This is a genomic window from Sinorhizobium arboris LMG 14919, assembly GCF_000427465.1.
Classification (GTDB): domain Bacteria; phylum Pseudomonadota; class Alphaproteobacteria; order Rhizobiales; family Rhizobiaceae; genus Sinorhizobium; species Sinorhizobium arboris.
Genome location: NZ_ATYB01000009.1, coordinates 203,821 through 224,078, shown reverse-complemented (window position 1 = coordinate 224,078; position 20,258 = coordinate 203,821). Strand labels below are relative to the sequence as shown.

Annotated in this window: 21 protein-coding genes and 4 pseudogenes; 12 read left to right on the top strand and 13 right to left on the bottom strand. The window is 62.6% G+C overall.

The window, feature by feature from the left end; all coding sequences use genetic code 11:
- Window positions 1-130: 130 nt before the first annotated feature.
- The 3 genes and pseudogenes from SINAR_RS01000000133220 to SINAR_RS0108860 all read right to left on the bottom strand — a co-directional run.
- Window positions 131-283, bottom strand: a pseudogene (locus SINAR_RS01000000133220) (VapC toxin family PIN domain ribonuclease); the annotation flags it as partial.
- A gap of 455 nt (window positions 284-738) precedes the next feature.
- A complete protein-coding gene (locus SINAR_RS0108865; protein ID WP_027998770.1) occupies window positions 739-1,851 on the bottom strand; it encodes a Gfo/Idh/MocA family protein in 1,113 nt (370 codons plus the stop codon).
- 21 nt (window positions 1,852-1,872) lie between these two features.
- Window positions 1,873-2,577: a GntR family transcriptional regulator gene (locus tag SINAR_RS0108860; RefSeq protein WP_027998769.1), complete on the bottom strand. Its 705-nt coding sequence runs from the start codon at window positions 2,575-2,577 to the stop codon at window positions 1,873-1,875.
- A 105-nt stretch (window positions 2,578-2,682) separates the two neighbouring features.
- Here SINAR_RS0108860 and SINAR_RS0108855 point away from each other — a divergent pair, with 105 nt between their 5' ends.
- The 7 genes from SINAR_RS0108855 to SINAR_RS0108825 all read left to right on the top strand — a co-directional run bounded on the left by SINAR_RS0108855 (window position 2,683) and on the right by SINAR_RS0108825 (window position 9,388).
- Window positions 2,683-3,840 (top strand): LLM class flavin-dependent oxidoreductase, encoded by a 1,158-nt coding sequence (locus SINAR_RS0108855; protein ID WP_027998768.1) that lies wholly within the window; start codon window positions 2,683-2,685, stop codon window positions 3,838-3,840.
- Window positions 3,840-4,733 (top strand): aldo/keto reductase, encoded by an 894-nt coding sequence (locus tag SINAR_RS0108850; RefSeq protein ID WP_027998767.1) that lies wholly within the window; start codon window positions 3,840-3,842, stop codon window positions 4,731-4,733. Before SINAR_RS0108855 ends, SINAR_RS0108850 begins: the two co-directional genes overlap by 1 nt.
- Window positions 4,733-5,260, top strand: coding sequence for an NADH-dependent FMN reductase SmoA (gene smoA, locus SINAR_RS0108845; RefSeq protein WP_027998766.1), 528 nt, complete (start codon window positions 4,733-4,735; stop codon window positions 5,258-5,260). The genes SINAR_RS0108850 and smoA overlap by 1 nt, the downstream gene beginning before the upstream one ends.
- Window positions 5,261-5,313: 53 nt before the next feature.
- Window positions 5,314-5,904: a TRAP transporter small permease gene (locus tag SINAR_RS0108840; protein ID WP_027998765.1), complete on the top strand. Its 591-nt coding sequence runs from the start codon at window positions 5,314-5,316 to the stop codon at window positions 5,902-5,904.
- On the top strand, window positions 5,904-7,193 hold the full coding sequence (locus SINAR_RS0108835; protein WP_027998764.1) for a TRAP transporter large permease: 1,290 nt from the start codon (window positions 5,904-5,906) through the stop codon (window positions 7,191-7,193). Before SINAR_RS0108840 ends, SINAR_RS0108835 begins: the two co-directional genes overlap by 1 nt.
- A gap of 38 nt (window positions 7,194-7,231) precedes the next feature.
- Window positions 7,232-8,293: a TRAP transporter substrate-binding protein gene (locus tag SINAR_RS0108830; protein ID WP_027998763.1), complete on the top strand. Its 1,062-nt coding sequence runs from the start codon at window positions 7,232-7,234 to the stop codon at window positions 8,291-8,293.
- Between the two features lie 63 nt (window positions 8,294-8,356).
- Window positions 8,357-9,388 (top strand): YeiH family protein, encoded by a 1,032-nt coding sequence (locus SINAR_RS0108825; RefSeq protein ID WP_027998762.1) that lies wholly within the window; start codon window positions 8,357-8,359, stop codon window positions 9,386-9,388.
- Between the two features lie 51 nt (window positions 9,389-9,439).
- Here SINAR_RS0108825 and SINAR_RS1000000137740 read toward each other — a convergent pair.
- The 4 genes and pseudogenes from SINAR_RS1000000137740 to SINAR_RS0108805 form a co-directional block, all read right to left on the bottom strand.
- Window positions 9,440-9,526, bottom strand: a pseudogene (locus SINAR_RS1000000137740) ((S)-ureidoglycine aminohydrolase); the annotation flags it as partial.
- A gap of 776 nt (window positions 9,527-10,302) precedes the next feature.
- Entirely contained in the window at window positions 10,303-10,437 is a 135-nt protein-coding gene (locus SINAR_RS1000000138440) for a PRC-barrel domain-containing protein (RefSeq protein WP_150852008.1), read from the bottom strand.
- A 72-nt stretch (window positions 10,438-10,509) separates the two neighbouring features.
- Window positions 10,510-10,803, bottom strand: coding sequence for a hypothetical protein (locus SINAR_RS0108815; protein ID WP_050577452.1), 294 nt, complete (start codon window positions 10,801-10,803; stop codon window positions 10,510-10,512).
- A gap of 615 nt (window positions 10,804-11,418) precedes the next feature.
- Entirely contained in the window at window positions 11,419-11,802 is a 384-nt protein-coding gene (locus SINAR_RS0108805) for a nuclear transport factor 2 family protein (protein WP_027998759.1), read from the bottom strand.
- A gap of 105 nt (window positions 11,803-11,907) precedes the next feature.
- Between SINAR_RS0108805 and SINAR_RS0108800 the strand changes: the two genes are divergently transcribed.
- Window positions 11,908-12,375 carry a MarR family winged helix-turn-helix transcriptional regulator gene (locus tag SINAR_RS0108800; protein ID WP_027998758.1) on the top strand — a complete coding sequence of 156 codons (468 nt, stop codon included), beginning with the start codon at window positions 11,908-11,910 and terminating at the stop codon, window positions 12,373-12,375.
- Between the two features lie 57 nt (window positions 12,376-12,432).
- On the opposite strand, the pseudogene SINAR_RS1000000137735 reads toward SINAR_RS0108800, so the two are convergent.
- Together SINAR_RS1000000137735 and SINAR_RS01000000133215 are read right to left on the bottom strand one after the other, a co-directional pair.
- A pseudogene (locus tag SINAR_RS1000000137735) lies at window positions 12,433-12,545 on the bottom strand (NAD-dependent epimerase/dehydratase family protein); the annotation flags it as partial.
- A 112-nt stretch (window positions 12,546-12,657) separates the two neighbouring features.
- The gene (locus tag SINAR_RS01000000133215; RefSeq protein ID WP_234710584.1) at window positions 12,658-13,173 is read right to left on the bottom strand and encodes a DUF3500 domain-containing protein; all 516 of its coding nucleotides are present in this window, start codon (window positions 13,171-13,173) and stop codon (window positions 12,658-12,660) included.
- Between SINAR_RS01000000133215 and SINAR_RS01000000133210 the strand changes: the two are divergent.
- Window positions 13,140-13,445: pseudogene (locus SINAR_RS01000000133210) on the top strand (TetR/AcrR family transcriptional regulator); the annotation flags it as partial. The gene SINAR_RS01000000133215 and the pseudogene SINAR_RS01000000133210 sit on opposite strands and share 34 nt — an antisense overlap.
- 564 nt (window positions 13,446-14,009) lie before the next feature.
- Here SINAR_RS01000000133210 and SINAR_RS0108785 read toward each other — a convergent pair.
- The 4 genes from SINAR_RS0108785 to SINAR_RS0108770 form a co-directional block, all read right to left on the bottom strand.
- Window positions 14,010-14,489, bottom strand: a complete 480-nt coding sequence (locus tag SINAR_RS0108785; RefSeq protein ID WP_027998757.1) for a DUF302 domain-containing protein — start codon at window positions 14,487-14,489, stop codon at window positions 14,010-14,012.
- A gap of 134 nt (window positions 14,490-14,623) precedes the next feature.
- Window positions 14,624-15,886, bottom strand: a complete 1,263-nt coding sequence (locus SINAR_RS0108780) for an MFS transporter (RefSeq protein ID WP_027998756.1) — start codon at window positions 15,884-15,886, stop codon at window positions 14,624-14,626.
- An 82-nt stretch (window positions 15,887-15,968) separates the two neighbouring features.
- On the bottom strand, window positions 15,969-16,460 hold the full coding sequence (locus SINAR_RS0108775; protein ID WP_027998755.1) for a cupin domain-containing protein: 492 nt from the start codon (window positions 16,458-16,460) through the stop codon (window positions 15,969-15,971).
- Between the two features lie 147 nt (window positions 16,461-16,607).
- On the bottom strand, window positions 16,608-17,519 hold the full coding sequence (locus tag SINAR_RS0108770; protein WP_027998754.1) for a LysR family transcriptional regulator: 912 nt from the start codon (window positions 17,517-17,519) through the stop codon (window positions 16,608-16,610).
- A 264-nt stretch (window positions 17,520-17,783) separates the two neighbouring features.
- Between SINAR_RS0108770 and SINAR_RS0108765 the strand changes: the two genes are divergently transcribed.
- The 3 genes from SINAR_RS0108765 (at window position 17,784) to SINAR_RS0108755 (ending at window position 20,253) form a co-directional block, all read left to right on the top strand.
- A complete protein-coding gene (locus SINAR_RS0108765) occupies window positions 17,784-18,614 on the top strand; it encodes a 3-hydroxybutyrate dehydrogenase (protein WP_027998753.1) in 831 nt (276 codons plus the stop codon).
- 17 nt (window positions 18,615-18,631) lie between these two features.
- Window positions 18,632-19,717, top strand: coding sequence for a patatin-like phospholipase family protein (locus tag SINAR_RS0108760; protein WP_027998752.1), 1,086 nt, complete (start codon window positions 18,632-18,634; stop codon window positions 19,715-19,717).
- A 266-nt stretch (window positions 19,718-19,983) separates the two neighbouring features.
- Window positions 19,984-20,253: a BufA1 family periplasmic bufferin-type metallophore gene (locus SINAR_RS0108755; RefSeq protein WP_026620872.1), complete on the top strand. Its 270-nt coding sequence runs from the start codon at window positions 19,984-19,986 to the stop codon at window positions 20,251-20,253.
- Window positions 20,254-20,258: the final 5 nt, after the last annotated feature.

Sequence of the window (20,258 nt, the reverse complement as noted above, 5' to 3'; positions counted from 1 at the left end):
ACAAATGGCCGTGATGAGCAGCATTCCAGATTGACGCGAGGCCGGCCTCGTCAACGCCGGACAGATACCCGCCAGAATCCCGAGCACGCTGGCGATCTGCAACGCTCACATCGCTTGAGGGGATGCGAAATCACGGGAGCTGGTGGTCCCAGGGATTGGTGATGGCAATGCCGGTGCCTTCGAAGTCCGCGACATTGCGCCTTGCCAACGCCGCGCCGCGGGAGCGGGCGATCGCGGCAATCTCTGCGTCGAACTGGCTGATAGGGCGGCCGGCCTCGCGCCGCTGAATGAAATGATCGTCGCGCGGCTGCAGTTTCTGCATCAGCAAAAGACAACGCGTGCCCTGCTTGGACTGGGGATCGGCGACGGTGTCGGCAGACGTTGACCCGGGGTCGTGTCCGTCGAAAGCGCAAGACCGTCACGGTGCATGGCGACAATGGTCGGCAAGGAAGGTCTCGCGGCGGAATAGAACGTAGGCGCTGCTCAAGGCGGCAATCTCGTACCGGTTCGCTCATTGCAGGAACACCGTGGATCACGTCGACACCCTGAAATGCCAAGCGACAGGAGCATCCTTCCGGAAAAATTGTGGCCAGATCCCGATGATGGGCCCGATCGGACCGGTCATCGAGACCTGGCACTAGCTCCTATCGTCCTGGCTTGACACCTATGTGGCACTTTGCCGTCGCAGCCGCCGCGATCGTCTGGCCGGTCTGCGCGGTCATGCGTACAGTTCCAAGATCAGACGGCCACCTTGTAGCTCTGGCGATCGAACTCCACCGCGCGCCCGGTCATGGCGGATTGCTGGGCTGCCATGCCGATTGCCGCGGCCCACAAGCCGTCGTCGAGCGTGACCTCGACATCCTGCAATCCCATGACCACGCGCTGGAAGCGGAGGTGCTGGTAGAAGGTCGATCCGTTGTGATCGCCCGCATCGAGCAGCCGCGGATCGACGGGGATTTTCACCAATTTCGGCCCCTTCGGTGCGCGCGGCGAGACGATCACCTGTGCGACCGGCGGCTCTCCGAGGTGCTCCGGCCAGAAGCGGCCCGGCCCCGGAACCAGGCACTCGATCTTGCCCTTCGGCCCGACCGCGGAAATTTCCTCCTGATAGCGCGCGCCTTCCGCAAACATGCAGAGTTCGAGCATGGCGCGCGCGCCGGACTGGAAGTCGACGATGACATAGGCATTGTCCCAGATGTCCGGCCGCTCGTCGCCGACGCGTTCGTCGAGGTGATTGACCGCCTGGCCACCGGACGCCATGACCCGGACGGGATCCGATTGCAGGATGTGGCGCATCAGGTCGAAGAAGTGGCAGCATTTCTCGACCAGCGTGCCGCCCGTATTGCGGTTGAACCGGTTCCAGTCGCCGACTTTGCTGAGGAAGGGGAAGCGATGCTCGCGGATGGTCAGCATCCGGATGCCGCCGGTCACGGCATCCGCCTCCTCGATGAGGCGTGCCACGGGCGGCATGTAGCGGTATTCCATCGCCACCCAGACGGGCGCCGGATAGACACGGCGCAGCGCTTCCAGCTTCGCCGCATCGGCAGGTGCCGTGAAGAGCGGCTTTTCCACCAGGACCGGCAGCGGCCGGATCCGCGCAATCGCCTCCATCTGCGGCACATGGAGATGGTTGGGGCTGGCAATCAGCAGGCAGTTCACCTCCGGCACCGAAAGAAGCGCCTCGATGCTGTCCGCCAGCACGGCTCCCGGCGCATTTTCGGCGGCCAGCGCCCGCATGGCGGGGTCCGGCTCGAAAATCGCGGCGACCGATGCCTCCGGCAGCAATGCGATGTTGCGCAGATGCTCCTGCCCCATCATGCCGCAACCGATAATACCGTAACTGGGTGTCAAGGCTGTCTTCCTCTCTGCTCTCTACTTGAGCCGCGTCACATAGCGCGCGACATCGTGATCGAACCATGTGCGGGACACTTCGGCCCGCGTTCCGCTCTGGGAATAGCTGATGCGCAGGACATGAGTGATGGGGGCTCCCGGCCGCAGGGCGAAGACCTCGGGCGCCCAGTCGGGCACGCTGTCCAGATAGACATGGTCCTCCGCCCGCGCGATCCACAGGCCAAGCCGCGTCCGGTAGTAGAGGTAGAGCGATTCCGAAAGATCCTCGCGCGTCACCACATCGGCAAAGGAACCGTCGAGCCAGATTTCCTCCAGCGCGGCGACCTTGCCGCTCAGCCGCCGGATTCGGCGGATCCGGTGCCCTTCGGCGGACGTGCCGAATTCTGGTAACTCTGCCGGCTTTTCCAGCCGGGTGACATCGAGGACTTCTGCCGTCGGCAGGCCACCGCCGCCCAGAAGCTCCAGCCGAAACATCGAATAGACGCTCTGCGGATCGCTGATTGCACGGACGTAATTGCCCGAGCCCTGAACCCGCTCCAGAAGTCCGCGCGCCTGCAATTCGGCAAGCGACTTGCGCAATGTCCCGACGGCGATGCCCAGTTTTTCCGCCATGTCCCGCTCCGGCGCGAGCTTTTCCCCGTCGATCAGCCGGCCGGCCGCGATATCGCGCACCAGCAGCTCCGTGATCTGGAGATAGATCGGCAGACTTCCGTTCGTTTGATTCATGGCTTCGAAACCGTCGCGACGCTGCGCAGGAAAAATTGATACACTATTGATCTACATCAATGCGGATGATAGGCAAGAGGAAATTGCAGCACCCGGAGGAGATTTATGAGCATCGTCCCTGTGACATCGGCGGATCTGGACGCCGCGGAAGTTTCGTGGTTCGCGGCGCTCTGCTCGGATGACTACGCCTATCTCGGCGTTCCCGACGGCGCGCTGCGCTCGAGCTTCGAGCATTGCTCCGACATCGTGAAAGCGGCGGAGAAGCATGGCTTCCGCAACATTCTCTGCCCGTCCTCCTATCAGGTCGGACAGGATACGCTGAGCTTCGTTGCCGGCTGCGCGCCGCTTACCAGCGACATCAACTTCCTGGCCGCCATTCGCTGCGGCGAGATGCAGCCGATCATGCTGGCGCGCACGGTCGCCACGCTCGACCACATGCTCAAGGGCCGCCTCACTCTCAACGTCATCAGTTCGGACTTCCCCGGCGAGACCGCCGACAGCGCCTATCGCTACCGCCGCAGCCATGAAGTGGTGGAGATCCTGCGCCAGGCCTGGACCCGCGACACGATCGACCATGACGGCGAGATCTACAATTTCAAGGGCGTTTCCACGGACCCGGCAAGGCCCTACCAGCAGAATGGCGGCCCGCTTCTCTATTTCGGCGGCTATTCTCCCGATGCGCTCGAACTGTGCGGCGCGCAATGCGACGTCTACCTGATGTGGCCGGAAACCCGCGAGGCGCTTGCCGGCCGCATGAAGGCCGCCCACGCTCGCGCCGAGGCCCATGGCCGCACGCTCGACTACGGTCTGCGCGTCCACATGGTGGTGCGCGACACGGAGCAGGAAGCCCGCGAATATGCTGAGCATCTCGTCTCCCGGCTCGACGACGAATATGGCAAGCTTATCCGCGACCGGGCCCATGACAGCATTTCCCTCGGCGTCTCGCATCAGGCCCGCGCCCGCGAACTTGCCGACCAGTTCGGCTATATCGAGCCGAACCTGTGGACCGGCGTCGGCCGGGCCCGTTCCGGCTGCGGCGCGGCCCTCGTCGGCTCCACCGATCGCATCCTCAGCGAGCTGGAAGCCTACCGGAAAATAGGCATCCGCGCGTTCATCCTGTCCGGATACCCGCATCTCGACGAGGCGGAGCATTTCGGCACGAAGGTTCTGCCTCAGCTCAAGACCTGCTCTCTCCCGCACGAATACGGCCGCGTTCCCGATGAAACGCCGGCAACCCCGCTTGGCATAGGAGTTCGCCGCTAATGGACCGCATTTCCCTTTCCCCCGACCTGAGCCTGAGCCGCCTCGTCTACGGCATGTGGCGGATCGGCGACGATGCCGACACGTCGCCGGTGCATGTTCAGGCGAAGATCGAGCGCTGCCTCGAACAGGGCATTACCACGATCGACCAGGCGGACATCTACGGTGGCTATACCGCCGAGGCCATTCTCGGCGGCGCCCTTCGCGCAGCGCCACATCTGCGCGAGCGGATCGAGATCGTCACCAAATGCGGGATCGTCGCGCCTGCCGGCCGCCATGCGAGCGCGCGCGTCAAGCACTACGACACGACCCGTACCCACATCACGGCCTCCGTCGAGGCTTCGCTGCGCGACATTGCGACCGATCGTGTCGACCTGCTTCTGATCCATCGCCCCGACCCGCTGATCGATCCCGAGGAAACCGGATCGGCGCTTGACGCGCTGGTCGCCTCCGGCAAGGTCAGGGCCGTCGGCGTCTCGAATTTCAGGCCCTTCGATTTCTCGCTGCTGCAATCGGCCATGCAGACGCGGCTTGCGACCAACCAGATCGAAATGAGCCTGGTTGCCACCGAGGCCTTCACCAACGGGGATCTGGCCTTTCTGCAGGAACGCAGGATCCCGCCGATGGCCTGGTCGCCGCTCGGCGGCGGAGCGCTCTTTTCGGCATCGAACGGCGAATTGACCGCCGCGCTGGAAAAGCTCGGCGCCACATTCGGAACGGATGCGGGTGCGGCAGCAATTGCCTGGCTGCTGCGTCATCCGGCGCGGATCCTCCCGGTTCTCGGCACCAACACTCTCGAGCGCATTTCGCGGATCTCGGAAGCGGCCAGGATTGAGATGGACCGGCAAACCTGGTTTGAACTCTACACTCTGGCGACAGGACAGGAGGTCGCGTGATGATGGCTGCCAATATTGCCACTTCGAACGGTGAACATCTCTTCATACCCGAGCCGACCAACGCCCGGTCGCTGCGCAACGCACTCGGCAGTTTCACGACGGGTGTCACGGTCGTCACCGTGTCCGGGCCGGAGGGTCCCTCGGGCATGACCGTCAACAGTTTCGCGTCCGTCTCCCTTGATCCGCCCCTGGTCCTGTGGTCGCCGGCCAAGAGTTCCAGCCGCCATGAACTGTTCACGGCCGCAGACCATTTCGTCATCCACGTTCTCAGCGCCGACCAGAACGAACTCAGCGCCCGGTTCACACGCGGCGGACGCGGCTTCGACGGCATCGACTGGCAGGAAAATTCCGAAGGCGTGCCGGTGATCAGGGGCACGCTTGCCCGCTTCGAATGCGCGCGCGCCGACCGCTATGATGCCGGCGACCACACGATCCTTCTCGGACGTGTCCTGCGGGCGGCACACCGGGAGGGTGAACCGCTCTGCTTTTCGAAGGGGAGCTTCGGACGCTTCGCTCAGATGGCATGAAGCTGGCGCATCCGGCTTCGGAGGAGAAGCCGGACAGCGCCCGGGAGGAATAAATGGACCTACTTCTGGCGGCTGCCGGACATCTTGGCAGAGTGAATGCCACCCTTTTGACGATCGGCCGGTGGCTCGGCGGCGCCTGCCTTGGCGTCATGGTCATCGTCATCCTCGTTCAGGTTCTCTTCCGCTACGGCCTGGGCAACGCCCTGCCGTGGACGGAGGAGTTTTCCCGCTTCCTCATGCTCTGGATGACGGGCCTGATGGCGCCGACGGCCTTCCGCCGCGGCGGCTTCGTCAGCATTGAGCTGGTCGTCTCCGTTCTTCCGAGATTGCCCGCAGCCATCCTCAACCTTGTTCTTCTCCTCATATCCGCAGTGGTCCTGTGGTGGGGCCTGCGCATCGGCTGGAACGAGGTAACAGGACTTGGCGGACGCTTTACCATGCCGTCCCTCAGCATCCCCGTGTCGCTCGACCTTGCGCAATGGATGAAGGTGCCGCGAAGCTGGATGATGGCATCGCTTGCGACCGGTGTGACCGTGATGTTTGCCGTGAATGTCGAACTGATCCTGCGGTGCGTCGCAAGCCTCTTCGGCGCCGCATCGCGACTGCTGCCGATTCCGATGAGCACCACCTTGGGGGCTGAATGATGCTGGGACTGTTCCTGCCGCTTTTCCTCGTTTTCCTGATGCTCGGCCTGCCGGTCATGTTCGGCCTCATCGCCGCGCCCGCCATCCTGCTCTGGCTGAACGGCCAGGAGCGCGACATCGTGCTGCTCTACCGCAATGTCTATAACGGCATGGACAGCTTCCCGCTGATGGCCATTCCGTTCTTCATGCTGGCCGGCGAACTGATGAACCGGGCCGGCATCACCCTCCGGCTGGTCGAGTTCTCGCAGGCCGTCATCGGGCATCTGCGCGGCGGCCTTGCCCATGTCAACATCCTGTCGTCGATGCTGTTTGCAGGCCTCTCGGGCTCTGCGGTCGCCGATGTCTCGGCGCTAGGCTCCATGCTGATCCCGGCCATGGAAAGGCAGGGATATTCGCGCCGCTTTGCCGCCGCCGTCACGGCCGCGTCCTCGATCATCGGGCCGATCATTCCGCCGTCCGGCATCATGATCATCTACGCCTATGTCATGGGCGAGAGCGTCGCCGCCCTCTTCCTGGCCGGCATCGTGCCGGGCATCCTCATCGGCGTCAGTCTGATGGTGGTCGTGCGCCTGCTGGCAAACCGGGAGAACCTGCCGCCGGCCACCCAGCGCTCAAGCTGGAAGGAGTGCGGCGATGCCAGCCTCAAGGCCTTCTGGCCGCTGATGACCCCGGTCATCATCATGGGCGGCATTCTCGGCGGCATTTTCACCCCCACCGAAGCCTCCGCGATCGCCGCGGGCTATGCGGCGCTGATCGCAATATTCGTGCTGCGCAGTCTTCGCGCCGGCGACATGCCCGACATCCTGATCCGCGCCGGCATGACGTCAGCCGTCGTCCTGCTGCTCGTCGGCGCGGCGATGGCCTTCAAGACCGTCGCCAGCCTCGCGCACACGCCGGAAATTTTGGCAGCCTTCATTCTGACACTGTCGGACAATCCGCTGATCCTGCTGCTGCTGATCAACCTGCTGCTGTTCATCGTCGGCATGTTTCTGGACGCCGGCCCGGCGATCATCATTCTCGGACCCATCCTCGGACCGATCTTCACCTCGCTCGGCGTCGATCCGGTTCACTTCGCCATCATCATGGCGGTCAACCTGACCGTCGGCCTTCTGACACCGCCCATGGGACTCGTGCTTTTCGTCACGTCCTCCGTTTCCGGCCTGAGGGTCGAGACGGTTGCCCGCGCGACGCTTCCGTTCCTGCTGGTCGAGGTGGTGGCGATTCTCCTGATTACATACTTTCCCGCGATCTGCCTGACGGTTCCCCGTCTGGCGGGGTTTATCGACTGAACCGAAACAAGAGATTGAGAAAAAAGGGAGGAACCAAAATGCTCAAACATCTGATGAAAACACTTCTGGTCGCCAGTTCGCTGGTGATGGCTGCAACGACGCTGCCGCATGCCGCCGACATCACCCTGCGGGCGACCGCCAACTCCAACGAGAACGACGAGGACTACGATGGCCTCGTGGTCTTCAAGAACTACATCGAGAACGCGTCCAATGGCGCAATCGCGGTCGAGCTCTTCATCGGGACGCAACTCTGCGCGACCGGCGAGGAATGCCTTCAGGGCGTCGGAGACGGCTCCATCGACATCTATATCTCGACCTCCGGGGGCGCTGCCGGTCTGTTCCCCTATATTCAGGTTCTCGATCTGCCCTACCTGATGAGCGACGACCGCGTGGCCGAGACCGTTCTGGAGGGCGACTTCACCCGGAAGCTGCGGGACATGGCGCTTGAAGACAGCAACAACACGATCCGTCTCATGACGATCGGCAATACCGGCGGCTGGCGCAACTACGCCAACACGCGGCGCACCGTCAAGACGCCGGCCGACCTCAACGGGCTGAAGATGCGCACCGTTCCGGCCGACCTGCCGCAGAAGATCACCACAGCCGTGGGTGCCGCGCCGACGCCCATTCCGTGGCCGGAACTCTTCACCTCGCTGCAGACCGGCGTGGTGGAAGGAACCGCCAACGGCATCACCGATATCATGAGCATGAAGTTTCCGGATGCAGGCCTCAAATACCTGACACTGGACGGCCACAGCTACATGGGCGCCTTCTGGTGGATGTCCAACAACCGCTTCCTCGAACTGAGCGAAGACCAGCGCAAGATCGTGATCGACGGTTTCGCAGCCCTGCAGCAGGCGACGTTCGCCAGCCCCAAGCGCAAGGAAATCGGCGCCTATGCCGATTTCGCCAAGGCCGGCGGCGAGGTTTACGTTCCTACGGATGCCGAAAAGGCGGAGTTCAAGGCGGCCGTGGAACCGGTGTTCGAGTGGTTCAAGGCCAATGTGACGCGCGGACAGGAGGTCTTTGACCTCTTCGGGGCGGCCGTCAGCGAAGCCCAGAAGACGGTCGACGCTGAGCGCGCCGCCGACATCAACTGACAATCAGGGGCGGCGCGGAATTTCCCGCCGTCCTCCCGCCACGATCAGGACACCCAGAACCGCATGACCGAGCCTGCCGCCCGTGACCAGATGGCAAAGACCAGCTTTCCCCTATACCTGCGTACCATTTTTCCCGGCCTCTCCGTTGCTGTGATGGTATCGCTGGCGGCATCCTTCCTGTCCGAGCACTACGGCGCTCCGGCCATGCTTCTCGCAATTCTCATCGGCCTGGCGCTGCATTTCCTGTCGGAGGACGAACGCAGTGCGGCCGGCCTCGACTTCGCCTCGCGCACGCTGCTGCGCGCCGGCATCGCCCTTCTCGGCCTTCGCGTCAGCATTGCCATGTTCTCGGATCTCGGCCTGTCCGTGCTCCTCGTCCTGGCAGCCGCCGTCGTCGCAACGATCGGCTTCGGTCTGCTGGCTGCCCGGCTGACCGGCAAGGATGCCCGCTTCGGCACCCTGACCGGTGGCGCCGTAGCGATCTGCGGCGCATCGGCAGCCATGGCGATCGCCGCGGTCATCGCCCGTCCGAAATCCAATGAGGCGGAGCGCGAAATGGTCTTCGTCGTGATCGGCGTCACGCTCCTGTCGACGCTCGCGATGATCTTCTACCCGGTTCTTGCCGCCTCGCTCGGACTGTCCGATGTCCTGACCGGCCTTTTCCTCGGTGCGACGATCCACGACGTGGCACAGGTCGCGGGCGCGGGCTTCTCGGTCTCCGTTCCCGCAGGCGAGACGGCGGTCTTCGTCAAGCTGATCCGCGTCACCATGCTCGCCCCTGTCGTGCTGACGGCCGCGCTCGTCTTCCGCAGCCGCATGCCCGAGAATGCCGCGCGCGCGCCCCTCATCCCCGGCTTCGTCCTCGTCTTCCTGGTGCTGGCCGGCATCAATTCCTGGCTCAATATCCCCGGACCCGTGACGGAGCTTGCCGGGAACCTCTCCCGCTGGGCGCTGCTGATCGCCATCGCCGCCGTCGGCATCAAGACATCCCTGCCCCGCATCCTCGGCGTCGGCGGCAAGGCCTTCGCCGTGCTGATTGCTGAAACCGTCTTCCTGGCCGCTTTCATCCTGGCAGCGCTCTGGCTGGGCGTCTAGCACCCGATGCGATGGCGACGTCTCGGTTGCGACGTCGCCATTCCGCCTTGCTCACAGGTCTGGGTGACGATTGACGTCCTTGTAGAGCAGGTAGCGGAAGCGGCCGGGGCCGCCGGCATAGCAGGCCTGCGGGCAAAATTGCGGAACGAGGCGGCCAATGCGATGTCGGCTATGTTGACATCGGTGAAGCCGACGTCCCGCAGCCGCTGTATATTGGCTTTGGTTACCTGTGATCCATCGCGCGTAATCTGCTCCGCGTTGGCGAGCTGGCGGTTTGAGGGGTTACCGGAACTCCGGGCCCGACGATCAGCAGGCGGACCAGGCTTGCGGCGCCTGCATCACACGGCCCATTGATTTTTTCTCGGCCTCGTAAAGCAATGCGATTTCACCCGTTGCCTCGTCAGGTTCGATCGTTTTGATGAACATGGCGTCCCCTCCCGATGCGGCTGTGGGGCGCGAGGATAGCTCCCGCTGCAAAGCGAATCTCTTCTTTGGGTACGGTGCCCCTCAACTCGGCAGCCAATAACCCCCCCACACACATCGGGCGGTGGATTGGCTGACTGCTTCAGGCCAAACCGAACCATTCATCGTGTCGCTCGCCATCGCTCAAGGGCTGACCACGGGCGGCAGGCGAACCTCGTCATCGTAGGGCCACTCGTTTTCGGTGCCATGGTTGCCAGGTCGCTCGATGTCACGCCGCAGCTGGCGCTTCGAATCGTTGGCAAACTGGGCTAGTCTAACGCGAGATGACGGGGAGGGGAGGTTTCGGGCGTGGGAGGTGATCCGATCCACCGTCAAAAAAGCGGCATAGGAAACCACAATGTATTTAGCCGGCTACCTTAATTGACTTCAAATCAGCAGTGGCTAGTTGCCACGTAAGGGATTGGGGATGCCGAAATGCGTATCCCTACACGCTACAGGCCGCCCACCTCCACAATCAGCGAAAGAACCTCGCCCTTCCCATTGAAGACGATATTCTCCACGTCGCCGATTTCTTCACCATCGCGCCGCCCCGCACGGCGTCGTCGAAGAGCTGGTCGACGCCGCAACCGGACGTGTCGAGCGGCTCATATCCCACCGGAAAAGCGCGACCCTCTCGACTGCAGCTCTCTCCTACTCTCTCACTGCACGCCGGCACCGCTTTGTTGTGCAGGTAAGTCTCCCGGACGTATCACCCGTGACTTGCCCACGTCTGGCGTTGGCGCGACAATTTCCGTGTCGCCGACCTTTGGCGGCTTGAGCACGCCATTGCAGTCATCGAGCTGTTGGGTAAGCGGCTTCTGATCGGCGCCCGGGACGGCGCGGCAGGGGTCGGCCTCGGCACTCGGTGAAGGTGCCTGCGACAGGGCAGGCGTGGCGATCAAGGCCGCGAATGCGAGCAGCGGAATCGCGAAAGAGTGTCTGTATTCTGTCATCGGACGGGCCCTTCTATCGGCCCCATCGGAACCGCCGCACTTCCGTCGAGGCGACTAATCTTTCTGTCAGGCCAACCGCGACCGACTGCAATGGTTCCGGTAATTGTTCTGAGCCGGCGAGGTGCAGCTGACCATCTGCTCACTCCGCTGGGCCGCGCGGTGTTTCCTGCCGCAATTCGCTTCGAGGAGCGCGATTCCTTCATGAGTGGTCGCGAGGGCAAATCCCAGCGCAACCGTGACGACGAGATCGAAGGCATTCATCTTTCCGAGCGTGCTTGCCCGAAGCGCGCAGGATCGCAAGTAGGAACGCGTATGCGGCACTGGAGTGCGGTAGGAACGGCGGCGTCCCACTGCCGCAGGTCTGTTGGAACGTATCCCGTACGCTCAAGTTGGGGCAAAGAGGTTCTTTGAAACTCAGCTTCTTCACGGAAGGCAATGCATTCCACGCAGCTTCGGCGCCACCCGAGCAACGCTCAGCTGTATCGACAAGACCATGTGCAGCGAAAAAATGGAATTGGGTCTTTATCTAGAGCGGCTGCTCCACGACGTGATCAAGTCGCAATCGCCTTCGCCTTAGCCCTTCCGATCGGATGGGAACGGGGCCGGGACGCTGTTTCACTTTGCGGGATCATCCACGTCAAAGCGAGCAACCTTGCCCCCCTCCATGTGGAAGATGTGAGTGACCGTCTTGTCCTTGAGATCATGTCCCTGCTCTCCTGAAAGCGGCCGACCCTCGAGATCGAAAACACGCTGCTCCACTTCAACCAGCACCGCCCCGGAAGGTGAGCGAGAGAACGTCTTTGGCGTCACAGTAGGACTAACCAGTGCCCACTGACGCGTCCAATACGCTCGGACAGCCTCGTGTCCGCGTTCGTGGCCGCCCTCCATGGCGTTTGCCCATTGAACGTCGCCACTGAGTGCCTCCAGCACGCCATCGATGTCCCTTGCGTTAAAGCGCTCGTACAGATGCCCCATTGTCCGAACGTCGTTGTCAAACATGCTGCTGACCTCGCTTGATAAGTTCTTGAGCAGGGATGCACCCGCTCGACATCAAGATACATATGTACGTATATAGTTGCCGTCAACTGCGATTCGAGGTGCGACGTGAACGAAGATGTACTCAACACTCCAGGGCACCTCGTGAGTCTGGCGGCGCGGGCCTTTGCCCGTCTCAGCGAAGACCGTCTGGGGCCACTTGGCTTTGGAGTTGGACACCTTCCGGTTCTCGTCGCGCTCGAGAACCGCATCGCCACAACTCAGAAGGATCTCACCCGTTTCGCCAGGATTGAGCAGCCACCAATGGCGCAGATGCTCGCGCGAATGGAGCGCGATGGGCTGATTACAAGAACACGTGATAAGCTGGATCGACGCAGCAGTCGAATAGCTCTGACCCAGGCAGCGCGCGGCCGTCTTCCGCGGGCGACAGAGGCCGTCATGCAGGGAAATCGCGATGCCCTGGCCGGCTTCTCCGAAGCTGACAAGAAGATGTTAGTCGATCTTCTCAGACGGCTCATTGGCAACCTGGATAGACTGGCCACCACCGACGGTAAGCCTAGCAAAAATGAAGCCTGACCTCTGCCCCACGATCGAAATCCGGTTGGGTAACCGTCGAAGGTTCGCTGCAGGTACAGCGGCCTTGTCCTTGTCGCGAGCAAGGCCCGTGACCTGGTGGCCGGCATTGATGAGCTTATCAACCACTGCGGAGCCGACCCAGCCGTGGCACCTGTTACGAATACATGCATGTCCTTATTCTTCGATGTTATTGCGTGACGGTATTGCGTTCGACAACATGCTGCCGAAGCAATCGGTTTGCTCTGCTATTTGCAGGCAGAGAGGAAAGACGAGACACAGCAGCTAGCCCCTGGTGTCACCATAGTCCGTGCGCTTGTCGCGCCAGGCGGCATGCGTGTGCGGCCGGTTGGTCGAGTACGGAGGGTCCATGACCAGCTCCAGCCACACCGACGGTCCGTCGATGCGGACGTAATCACCGGTCCTGGTGAGCGAACCCGAACCGGAAAAGCTGAGATAGGTGGAATCCAGCTCCCGCGCGTACCGGGCGAGGATCGTGGCAGCGGTCGCGTCCGCAACGTCGTTCACGTACAGGCTGATCGCCTTCATCAGCAGAGCGCGCTGTTCCCCGTTCAGTGATGAAGCCGGAATGCCCTGAGCCCTGGCAGGAAAATTCCAGTCCTTGTTCCGCGCTTCGGGGCCCAGCAGCATCTTCTCCTGTTCATCGGCGAGTTCGGCCGTCGCCTTTTGACGCGGGTCGAGCGAAGCGAGCAGCGCAACGAACGTCTCCAGCTCGTCGAGCTGGGGCCGGAGGGTTGCGCCGCGGTGCCGAATGTGATGAAGCTGCCGTGCGCGTGGCACTCGACGATGCAGCTCCTCTCTATCGCAATGCACCCGAGGCGCAGGGGGCCCGTGCGGCAGGAGACCGCATTTTCGAAGCCTTCATACGGGAGGTGCTGCCCGAAGCCTCCGAGCCAATCCGCGATCTGGTTGGCGACCTGATCACCACGACGTTGAGTTCGGTCGGCAAGCGCTTTTCGGAGACGCCACGAACGCCAGCGGAGATCGAGGCTTACGCCGACGCCCTGGCCGACATGTTCTGCGCCTATCTCCAAAGCCTCTACCGCGCCTGATCTCCGGTGGTGCCGAGATGCGGGCGTGCGTTCACCGAATGCCTCGCGCACGAGCTCGAGCCGTTCGGTATCCGCACCCGGCTGGTGCTGCCCGGCCAGGCCCGGGGGACCCGCTTCGCGAAAAGTGCGCGGGCCAAGATGGCAGGGGGCGGGGGGATTCCCGAAGCCTATCGCCCACTGGCCGGGCGCGTCTTCTCTGCCCATGCCGAGGCGGGAATAAAGAGGTCGTCGAGCCCCGAGATGTCGATGCTGCGATCTGGCGCGCCGTCACGGAACCCGACTGCCCCTTGCGCCTGCCCGCGGGTGCCGACGCGGTCGCGCTGCCAGGCTGAGTCGAACGATCATTCCGCCAATTCTTCAGCCTGAAACGGTGTGCCCCATGCCTTGCGGGCGCGGGGCACTGGCGGGGCGGTTGTAAAGACGGGGTCGCTGGTTCCATTCCCTTCAAGGCGAGCACGTATGGCCGAGGCTCTCTCGTCGAGAGCCTTCAAGCCGGTCGAGAAATGCAGAGGCGCTCGCCGGCTCCTGGAAGGAGCCGGGGATGAGCGCTTTGGCCTCGCGCATCTACTCTCTAACGATTGATGTGACAGCTTCGATCACCTGCGACGCCATGGCGAATTCGCCCTTCCGATTCGAAATTCGATGGCGTTTGGCGATCCAGTCAAAGTCCGTGTACGCCGCATAAACGGATCCGTCCTTCGCCTGATAGACGAGGACCCGGACGGGCCAGTCGAGTCCGGCGAGAGGATTGGCGGTGATGAAAGTCGTGCCGAGTGCCGGGTTGCCGAACATCACCAGGCGCGACGGACGCACCTCGTTGCCAGCGGCATTGCCGAGCTTGGCCTGGTCGATGACGCCGAAGAGGGTGATGCCCTTATCCTCGACGCTGCGCTTTATGCGGTTCACGGTCTCGCTGACCGAATAGCGGCTCTTGACCGTGACGATGCCGTCCCGGTCTGCGGCCCCGGCCGCCGAAACAGGACCCGGTGCCGTCATCGTGGTGAGCAAGGCTGCCGTCAGTATCGCATTGCTGATCTTCATCATTTCAAAGCTCCTCTCTACAGCGCCGCGTCCGACCGGACGCGCAAAGGTCGCTGTAGCAATTTGAGTTGCTGCATGATTTGGTCCTTGAACCGATTCCGATTTAGGAATCATGCAGTAGCCCCCGATGGGCTTATTCAAGGATGCGGCTCGCCGTTGCGATTTGATAATGCCGTCTCTTGTCCATTTCGATAACCGGACCTCATGGCGTGCAGCGGCACGGCAAGGAGCATGGCGAGCACGACCATTGCCACGAGCATCAGCACTGAAGTGCTCCATCCGAAGCGATCGTAGACCTGGCCGATCACCAGGCTGCCGAACAGCCCGCCCGTGTAATAGGAGGCGAGGTAGGCGCCGCTTGCCGTCGCTTTTTCCGTTTCGGCGATGCGGCCGACCTGGCTGGTTGCAAGCGCCTGCGCGAGAAACGTGCCGACGGCGACGATGGCGAGACCGGCAAGCACAGCGGCGAGGCTGCTGCTCAGAAGGGCGAGGAGCCCGAGCGCAGCGCATAGGAGCGTCAGCACAATGCCGGCCCCGGCGCCGAGACGACGCGAGATATACCCGCCGAGCGGCGTCGTGAACAGCGATGGCAGAAATACCAGATAGACGAGGCCGAGCTGCATCGGCGATAGCCCGAGCTCGACAAGCCGGAAGTTGACATAGGTGAATGTCCCGATGAAGACGAAGAGGATCAGGAAACCAATGGCGAGCACGCTCTGCAGGCGTCGATTGCCGAGCACCGAGCGCCAGTTTCCGCTCCTGCTTCGCCTGTGTCGGTCCGCCATCATGCGTTCGGTCCGCATCAACGTGGTCCAAACGAGCACCGCGCCCGCCAGATTGAGCAGCGCGAAAGTCTGGAAGTTGACGGACAATCCGCCGAGGTCGGCAACTGCCGCCGAGAGAATGCGGCCGAAAAGGTTGCTCGCGACATTGCCGGTGACATAGGCCGCAAGCGCGCCGGTGGACCGCTCGGCCGGGAAACGCTCCGAAAGATAGGCCATGGTAAGCGTGAAGGCGGTCGCCATGCACAGGCCCTGCGCCACGCGCAGGCCGGCAAAGGTCGCAATGTCTCGGGTCGTCGAGAGCAACACGGTAGGCACTGCAAGCAGTGCGAGACTGATCCAGATGCCGTTTCGCCGATCCAGGTTGCGTCCGAAGATGCCGACGGCAAGGCCAGCGGCCGCCATACCGAACGTGCTGGCATTGACCGCGAGGCCCATTGTAGCGCGGCTGACCCCGAATTCCCGCTGCAGCGATGGCAGGATCGCCTGGGCGGCGAAAAGATCGACGAGGGTCAGGAATGCGATGAGCGCAATGATGCCGAAATGCCAGCGGTCGGCTACGGGGTTTGCCAGAACGGACATGGACGCCGGCGGCGAGGCATGATCGAGGTTCGCCATCGCTTGTCCTCCTATAAATGTGGACGTTTCCCGCCAGCGGCCGGAAACGTCCGCGATGGTTGCGGTGCTGTCGCCTTGCGGCTCACATGGTGTGATCGTCTTTCGACATCGGCGGCAGGATATCGGCCGAGTAGAGCACGGCCGGCTTGGAGCCGTTGTTCTTCCACCAGTGGGCAAGCTCGCCGAATTCGGCGGTGACTTCGCCCGCCTTGTGCTCGATAGGAACCTTGCAGGTGCTGCGATATTCGGTGATCGTGCCTTCGAGGATCAGGATGTTGGCTGGACGTGCCTCATGCGAATGCCACGGCACGACGCCGCCCGGCTGGACGACCAGTTTGCGAAAACGCAGCGCGCTTCCTTTCCAGTCGCCGCCCCTGGGGGAGAGATCGATCGAGGCGAGGACGTCATCGGTGACGCCGTCCGGTGCGGTTGCGCCAGGCGCCATGGCACCTGCCGCCACCTGATCGGCTGGGCATTCTCCGGCAAGAGCAGGCACGGTTGCGAAGGTGGAGGCAAATAGGCCGAGCGTTGCAAGGGCGAGCGGCAGGCGGCCTGCAGTGAACTTCTGAGGCATGTCGGGTTCTCCTTCGTCGGTAACGCCGGAGAAATTCCGGCGGCACAAGGAGATTGCGGGAGATTCCGCCGACAAAGAAATGCCGCCTGCTTTTGAATTCCATAGCTCAGAGCTATTGCGCGAGAAGGGGCGCGCTGCGCTGCAGGGTCAGGCAATGCGCCGCATGTCTATTCCCGAATGCGGAGAGGCCCAGCCAAAGGATTTCACGGCGCTCACGAATGTCGCCATGGCTGGCGAAAACCGCCTGCCCGCGACGGTCACGAGGCAGACCTCCCGGCTCACTTCCGGATCGGTGACGGGACGCACCTGCAGGCCCGGAATGACGGCGCTGTATTCGGGCAGGAAGCAGATGCCGAGGCCGCCCGCGACCATGTTCTGGATCCAATCCTCGCGCTCGCTCGAATAGGAATCCTGGGTACGCACGCCGCAAGCATTGCAGACATCGGAGAGATAGTCGTTGAATTCGCAGTTGACCCGCTTGAGATAGACTTCGCCGTCGATTGCCGAGATGGGGATTGCCTCGTACTGGCTCAAGCGGTGCCCGGCAGGGAAGGCCAGCATGAACCGCTCGCGAAACAGCGGCGTGATATCGAAACGCTCGGGAAACTGGTCGCTGCTTGCCATGATCGCCACATCGATCTCACCAGCCCCCAGCAGTTCGGAAAGGCCGAGAGGCACCCCTTCCACCAGCTGAAGCTGAATGCCGCGATGGCGCACATTGAAATCGGTGAGCAGGCCGGTGAAACGCCGCGGCCCGATCGTGCACATGACGCCGACCTTCACATGCGCATCCTCGAGACAAAGAAAGCGGGACGCCTCCTGCCGGACGCCCGACAACTCGTCTAGAATCGACTGGAAGCGAGGCCGCAGCAGGTTTCCAAGATCGGTCAGATGAGTGAGGTTGCGCTCGCGCCGGAACAACAGGCCGCCGACCTCGTCCTCGAGTTGCTGGATTGCGCGGCTCAATGCCGGCTGCGTTACATTGCATTTCTCGGCGGCGCGCGTGAAGTTGCGCGTTTCGCAGACCGCCAGAAAATAGCGAACGTGGTGAATGTCCATACCTGCCCCCCGGAAGGCTTCTACGGCATATTGCTTCGGATCGGATCCGACCTAGAAATCAATCATTTGAAAATGCTATAGAGACCCACCATGGGGTCCTGGCAGCGCCGAAGTCGAGGCGATGAACTTCCCCTGTGTGCGCCGCCCTTGCCAATGCAATTCACCTATCGAATTCATAGCACAGTGGCATTTCAGTTGAAATGAATAGAGCGCCATTCTCTTCCCGGAAAGGGCCTTTCGGCCAAAACGTGAGGAGACGCGGACATGCTCAAAAGTACCGACGCTGAAATCGACGCGATGTTCGGGCGCAGGGCGCTCGAGGGGCGCAGCGCCATCGTCACCGGTTCCACCAGCGGCATTGGTCTCGGCATCGCCCAGGCGCTGGCCAAGGCGGGCGCGGCAGTGATGCTCAACGGTTTCGGCGATCCGGCCGAAATCGAACGGCAGCGGGCCGAGATGGCGGAGGAGAACGACGTCGACGTCGCCTATGACAGCGCCGACATGTCGAGCCCGGAGGCCATCCGGATGATGGCCGAGCGCGCCGGCGCCCGCTTCGGACAGGTCGACATCGTCGTCAACAATGCCGGAATCCAGCATGTTGCGCCGATCGCCGAATTCCCCGAGACCAAATGGGACGCGATCCTTGGGATCAATCTTTCTGCTGCGTTTCACCTCGTTCGGGCGACCTACGGGCAGATGCGCGCTCGCGGTTACGGACGCGTCATCAACGTCGCCTCGGCTCACGGTCTCGTCGCCTCGCCGTTCAAGTCCGCTTACGTGGCTGCCAAACATGGGCTCGTCGGACTCACCAAGGTCGTGGCGCTCGAAGGCGCGGAATTCGGCATTACGGCCAATGCGATCTGCCCGGGTTATGTCTGGACGCCGCTGGTGGAGGCGCAGATCGACGGCCAGGCCAAGTCGCACGGGATCGCCCGCGACGCGGTTATCCGCGACGTGTTCCTGAAGAACCAGCCGACCAAGCGCTTCGCGACGGTCGAAGAGATGGGGGCGCTCAGCGTCTTCCTGTGCAGCAGCGCGGCCGCCTCGATCACCGGTGCGGCTATTCCCGTCGATGGCGGGTGGACGGCCCATTGATCGAGAGGAGCAAAGCCATGAACAAGCACACCCATGTGGACCTGCCGGAATCCGAGCACCAGGTGCGGCGCTCGGAGGCCGACCTGCGTCCGCCGCGAACGATAAACCTCGCGCTTCAGGGCGGCGGTGCGCACGGCGCATTCACCTGGGGCGTGCTCGACCGGCTGCTCGACGAGGCGAACCTTTCCTTCGAAGGCATCGTTGCGACCAGCGCTGGCGCGATGAACGCCGCGGTCCTCGCCTATGGGCTTGCGGAGGGCGGACGCAGCGGCGCGCAAAGGGCTCTCGCCAATTTCTGGCGTCGCATCAGCCATGCGGCAGCCTTCAGTCCTCTGCAGCCGAGTTTGCTCGACCGCCTGACCGGGTCGAAATCCTTGGAGCATTCGCCGGCCTTCGTCGTCTTCGACATGGTGACGCGGCTGCTATCGCCCTACCAGTTCAACCCGTTGAACTACAATCCGCTGCGCCATGTCCTGGAACAGTCGATCGATCTCGATGCGGTCCGCATGTCCCGTTGTCCCGTGAAGCTGAACATCTGCGCCACCAACGTGCGCTCCGGCAAGGTCAAGGTGTTTTCCAATGACGAGATCTCGATCGACGCCGTCATGGCCTCGGCCTGCCTGCCGTTCCTGTTTCAAGCCGTAGAGATCGACGGCGAGGCCTATTGGGATGGAGGCTACATGGGAAACCCCGCCATTTTCCCGCTGATCTATGGCTGCGAGACCCCGGATGTGCTGGTGGTGCACATCAATCCGCTTGAGCGAACAGAACTGCCGCGCACTGCGGCCGAAATCCTCAACAGGATCAACGAAATCAGCTTCAACTCGTCACTATTGAGGGAGATGCGGGCAATCGCCTTCGTGACGCACCTGATCGATTCCGAGGCCGGCAATTCCCTTGGCCTCAAACGCATTTTCGTACATGGCATTTCCGACGACGAGACGATGAGAAACCTCAGCGTCTCCAGCAAGCTCAATGCCGAGTGGGGAGCCCTCGTAGACCTCCGTGACCGCGGTCGACAGTGCGCGGAGGACTGGCTGATGGCGAACTATGACGCGATAGGGAAACGCTCGAGCGTCGATATCAGTACGCGTTACCTTTAGACGGCTCAGCGCTTCCCGACCAATCACGGCGCGTCGCCATTGGCCGAACGCACCTCCTTGCCATCTCCCTCCCGATGGCAGTCCTGTCCCCCGATACGGTCCGATCGGGGGACTTTTTTTGTCTCAGGTGCGCCCGTCGCCGGCGGATAGTTCGGCCTATCGAAACCATGCCTGAACAGCATTTCAAAGAGCGCGAGCGGTCTGCGAAGCTTGTCATTGTCAGGCCGATACCCGGTCCGAACAACGTCAGATCCAGGAGATGTTCAATGATCAACACTCGTACGCTCATCAGTTCCGCGCTTGCCGCAATCGCCTCCGTCTCGGCGTCGACCGCATCGGCAGGACCGGCCGCCCAGCCCGAGTTCTCGTTCGAGAAGTGCTACGGCATCGTCAAGGCCGGGCAGAACGACTGCCAGACAGCCACCCATTCCTGCGCGGGCACCTCGACGATGGACGACCAGGCCGACGCTTGGATCTACGTGCCTGCCGGCACCTGCGGAAAGATCGCCGGCGGCAGCGACGCCCCTAAGGCCTGACGGCC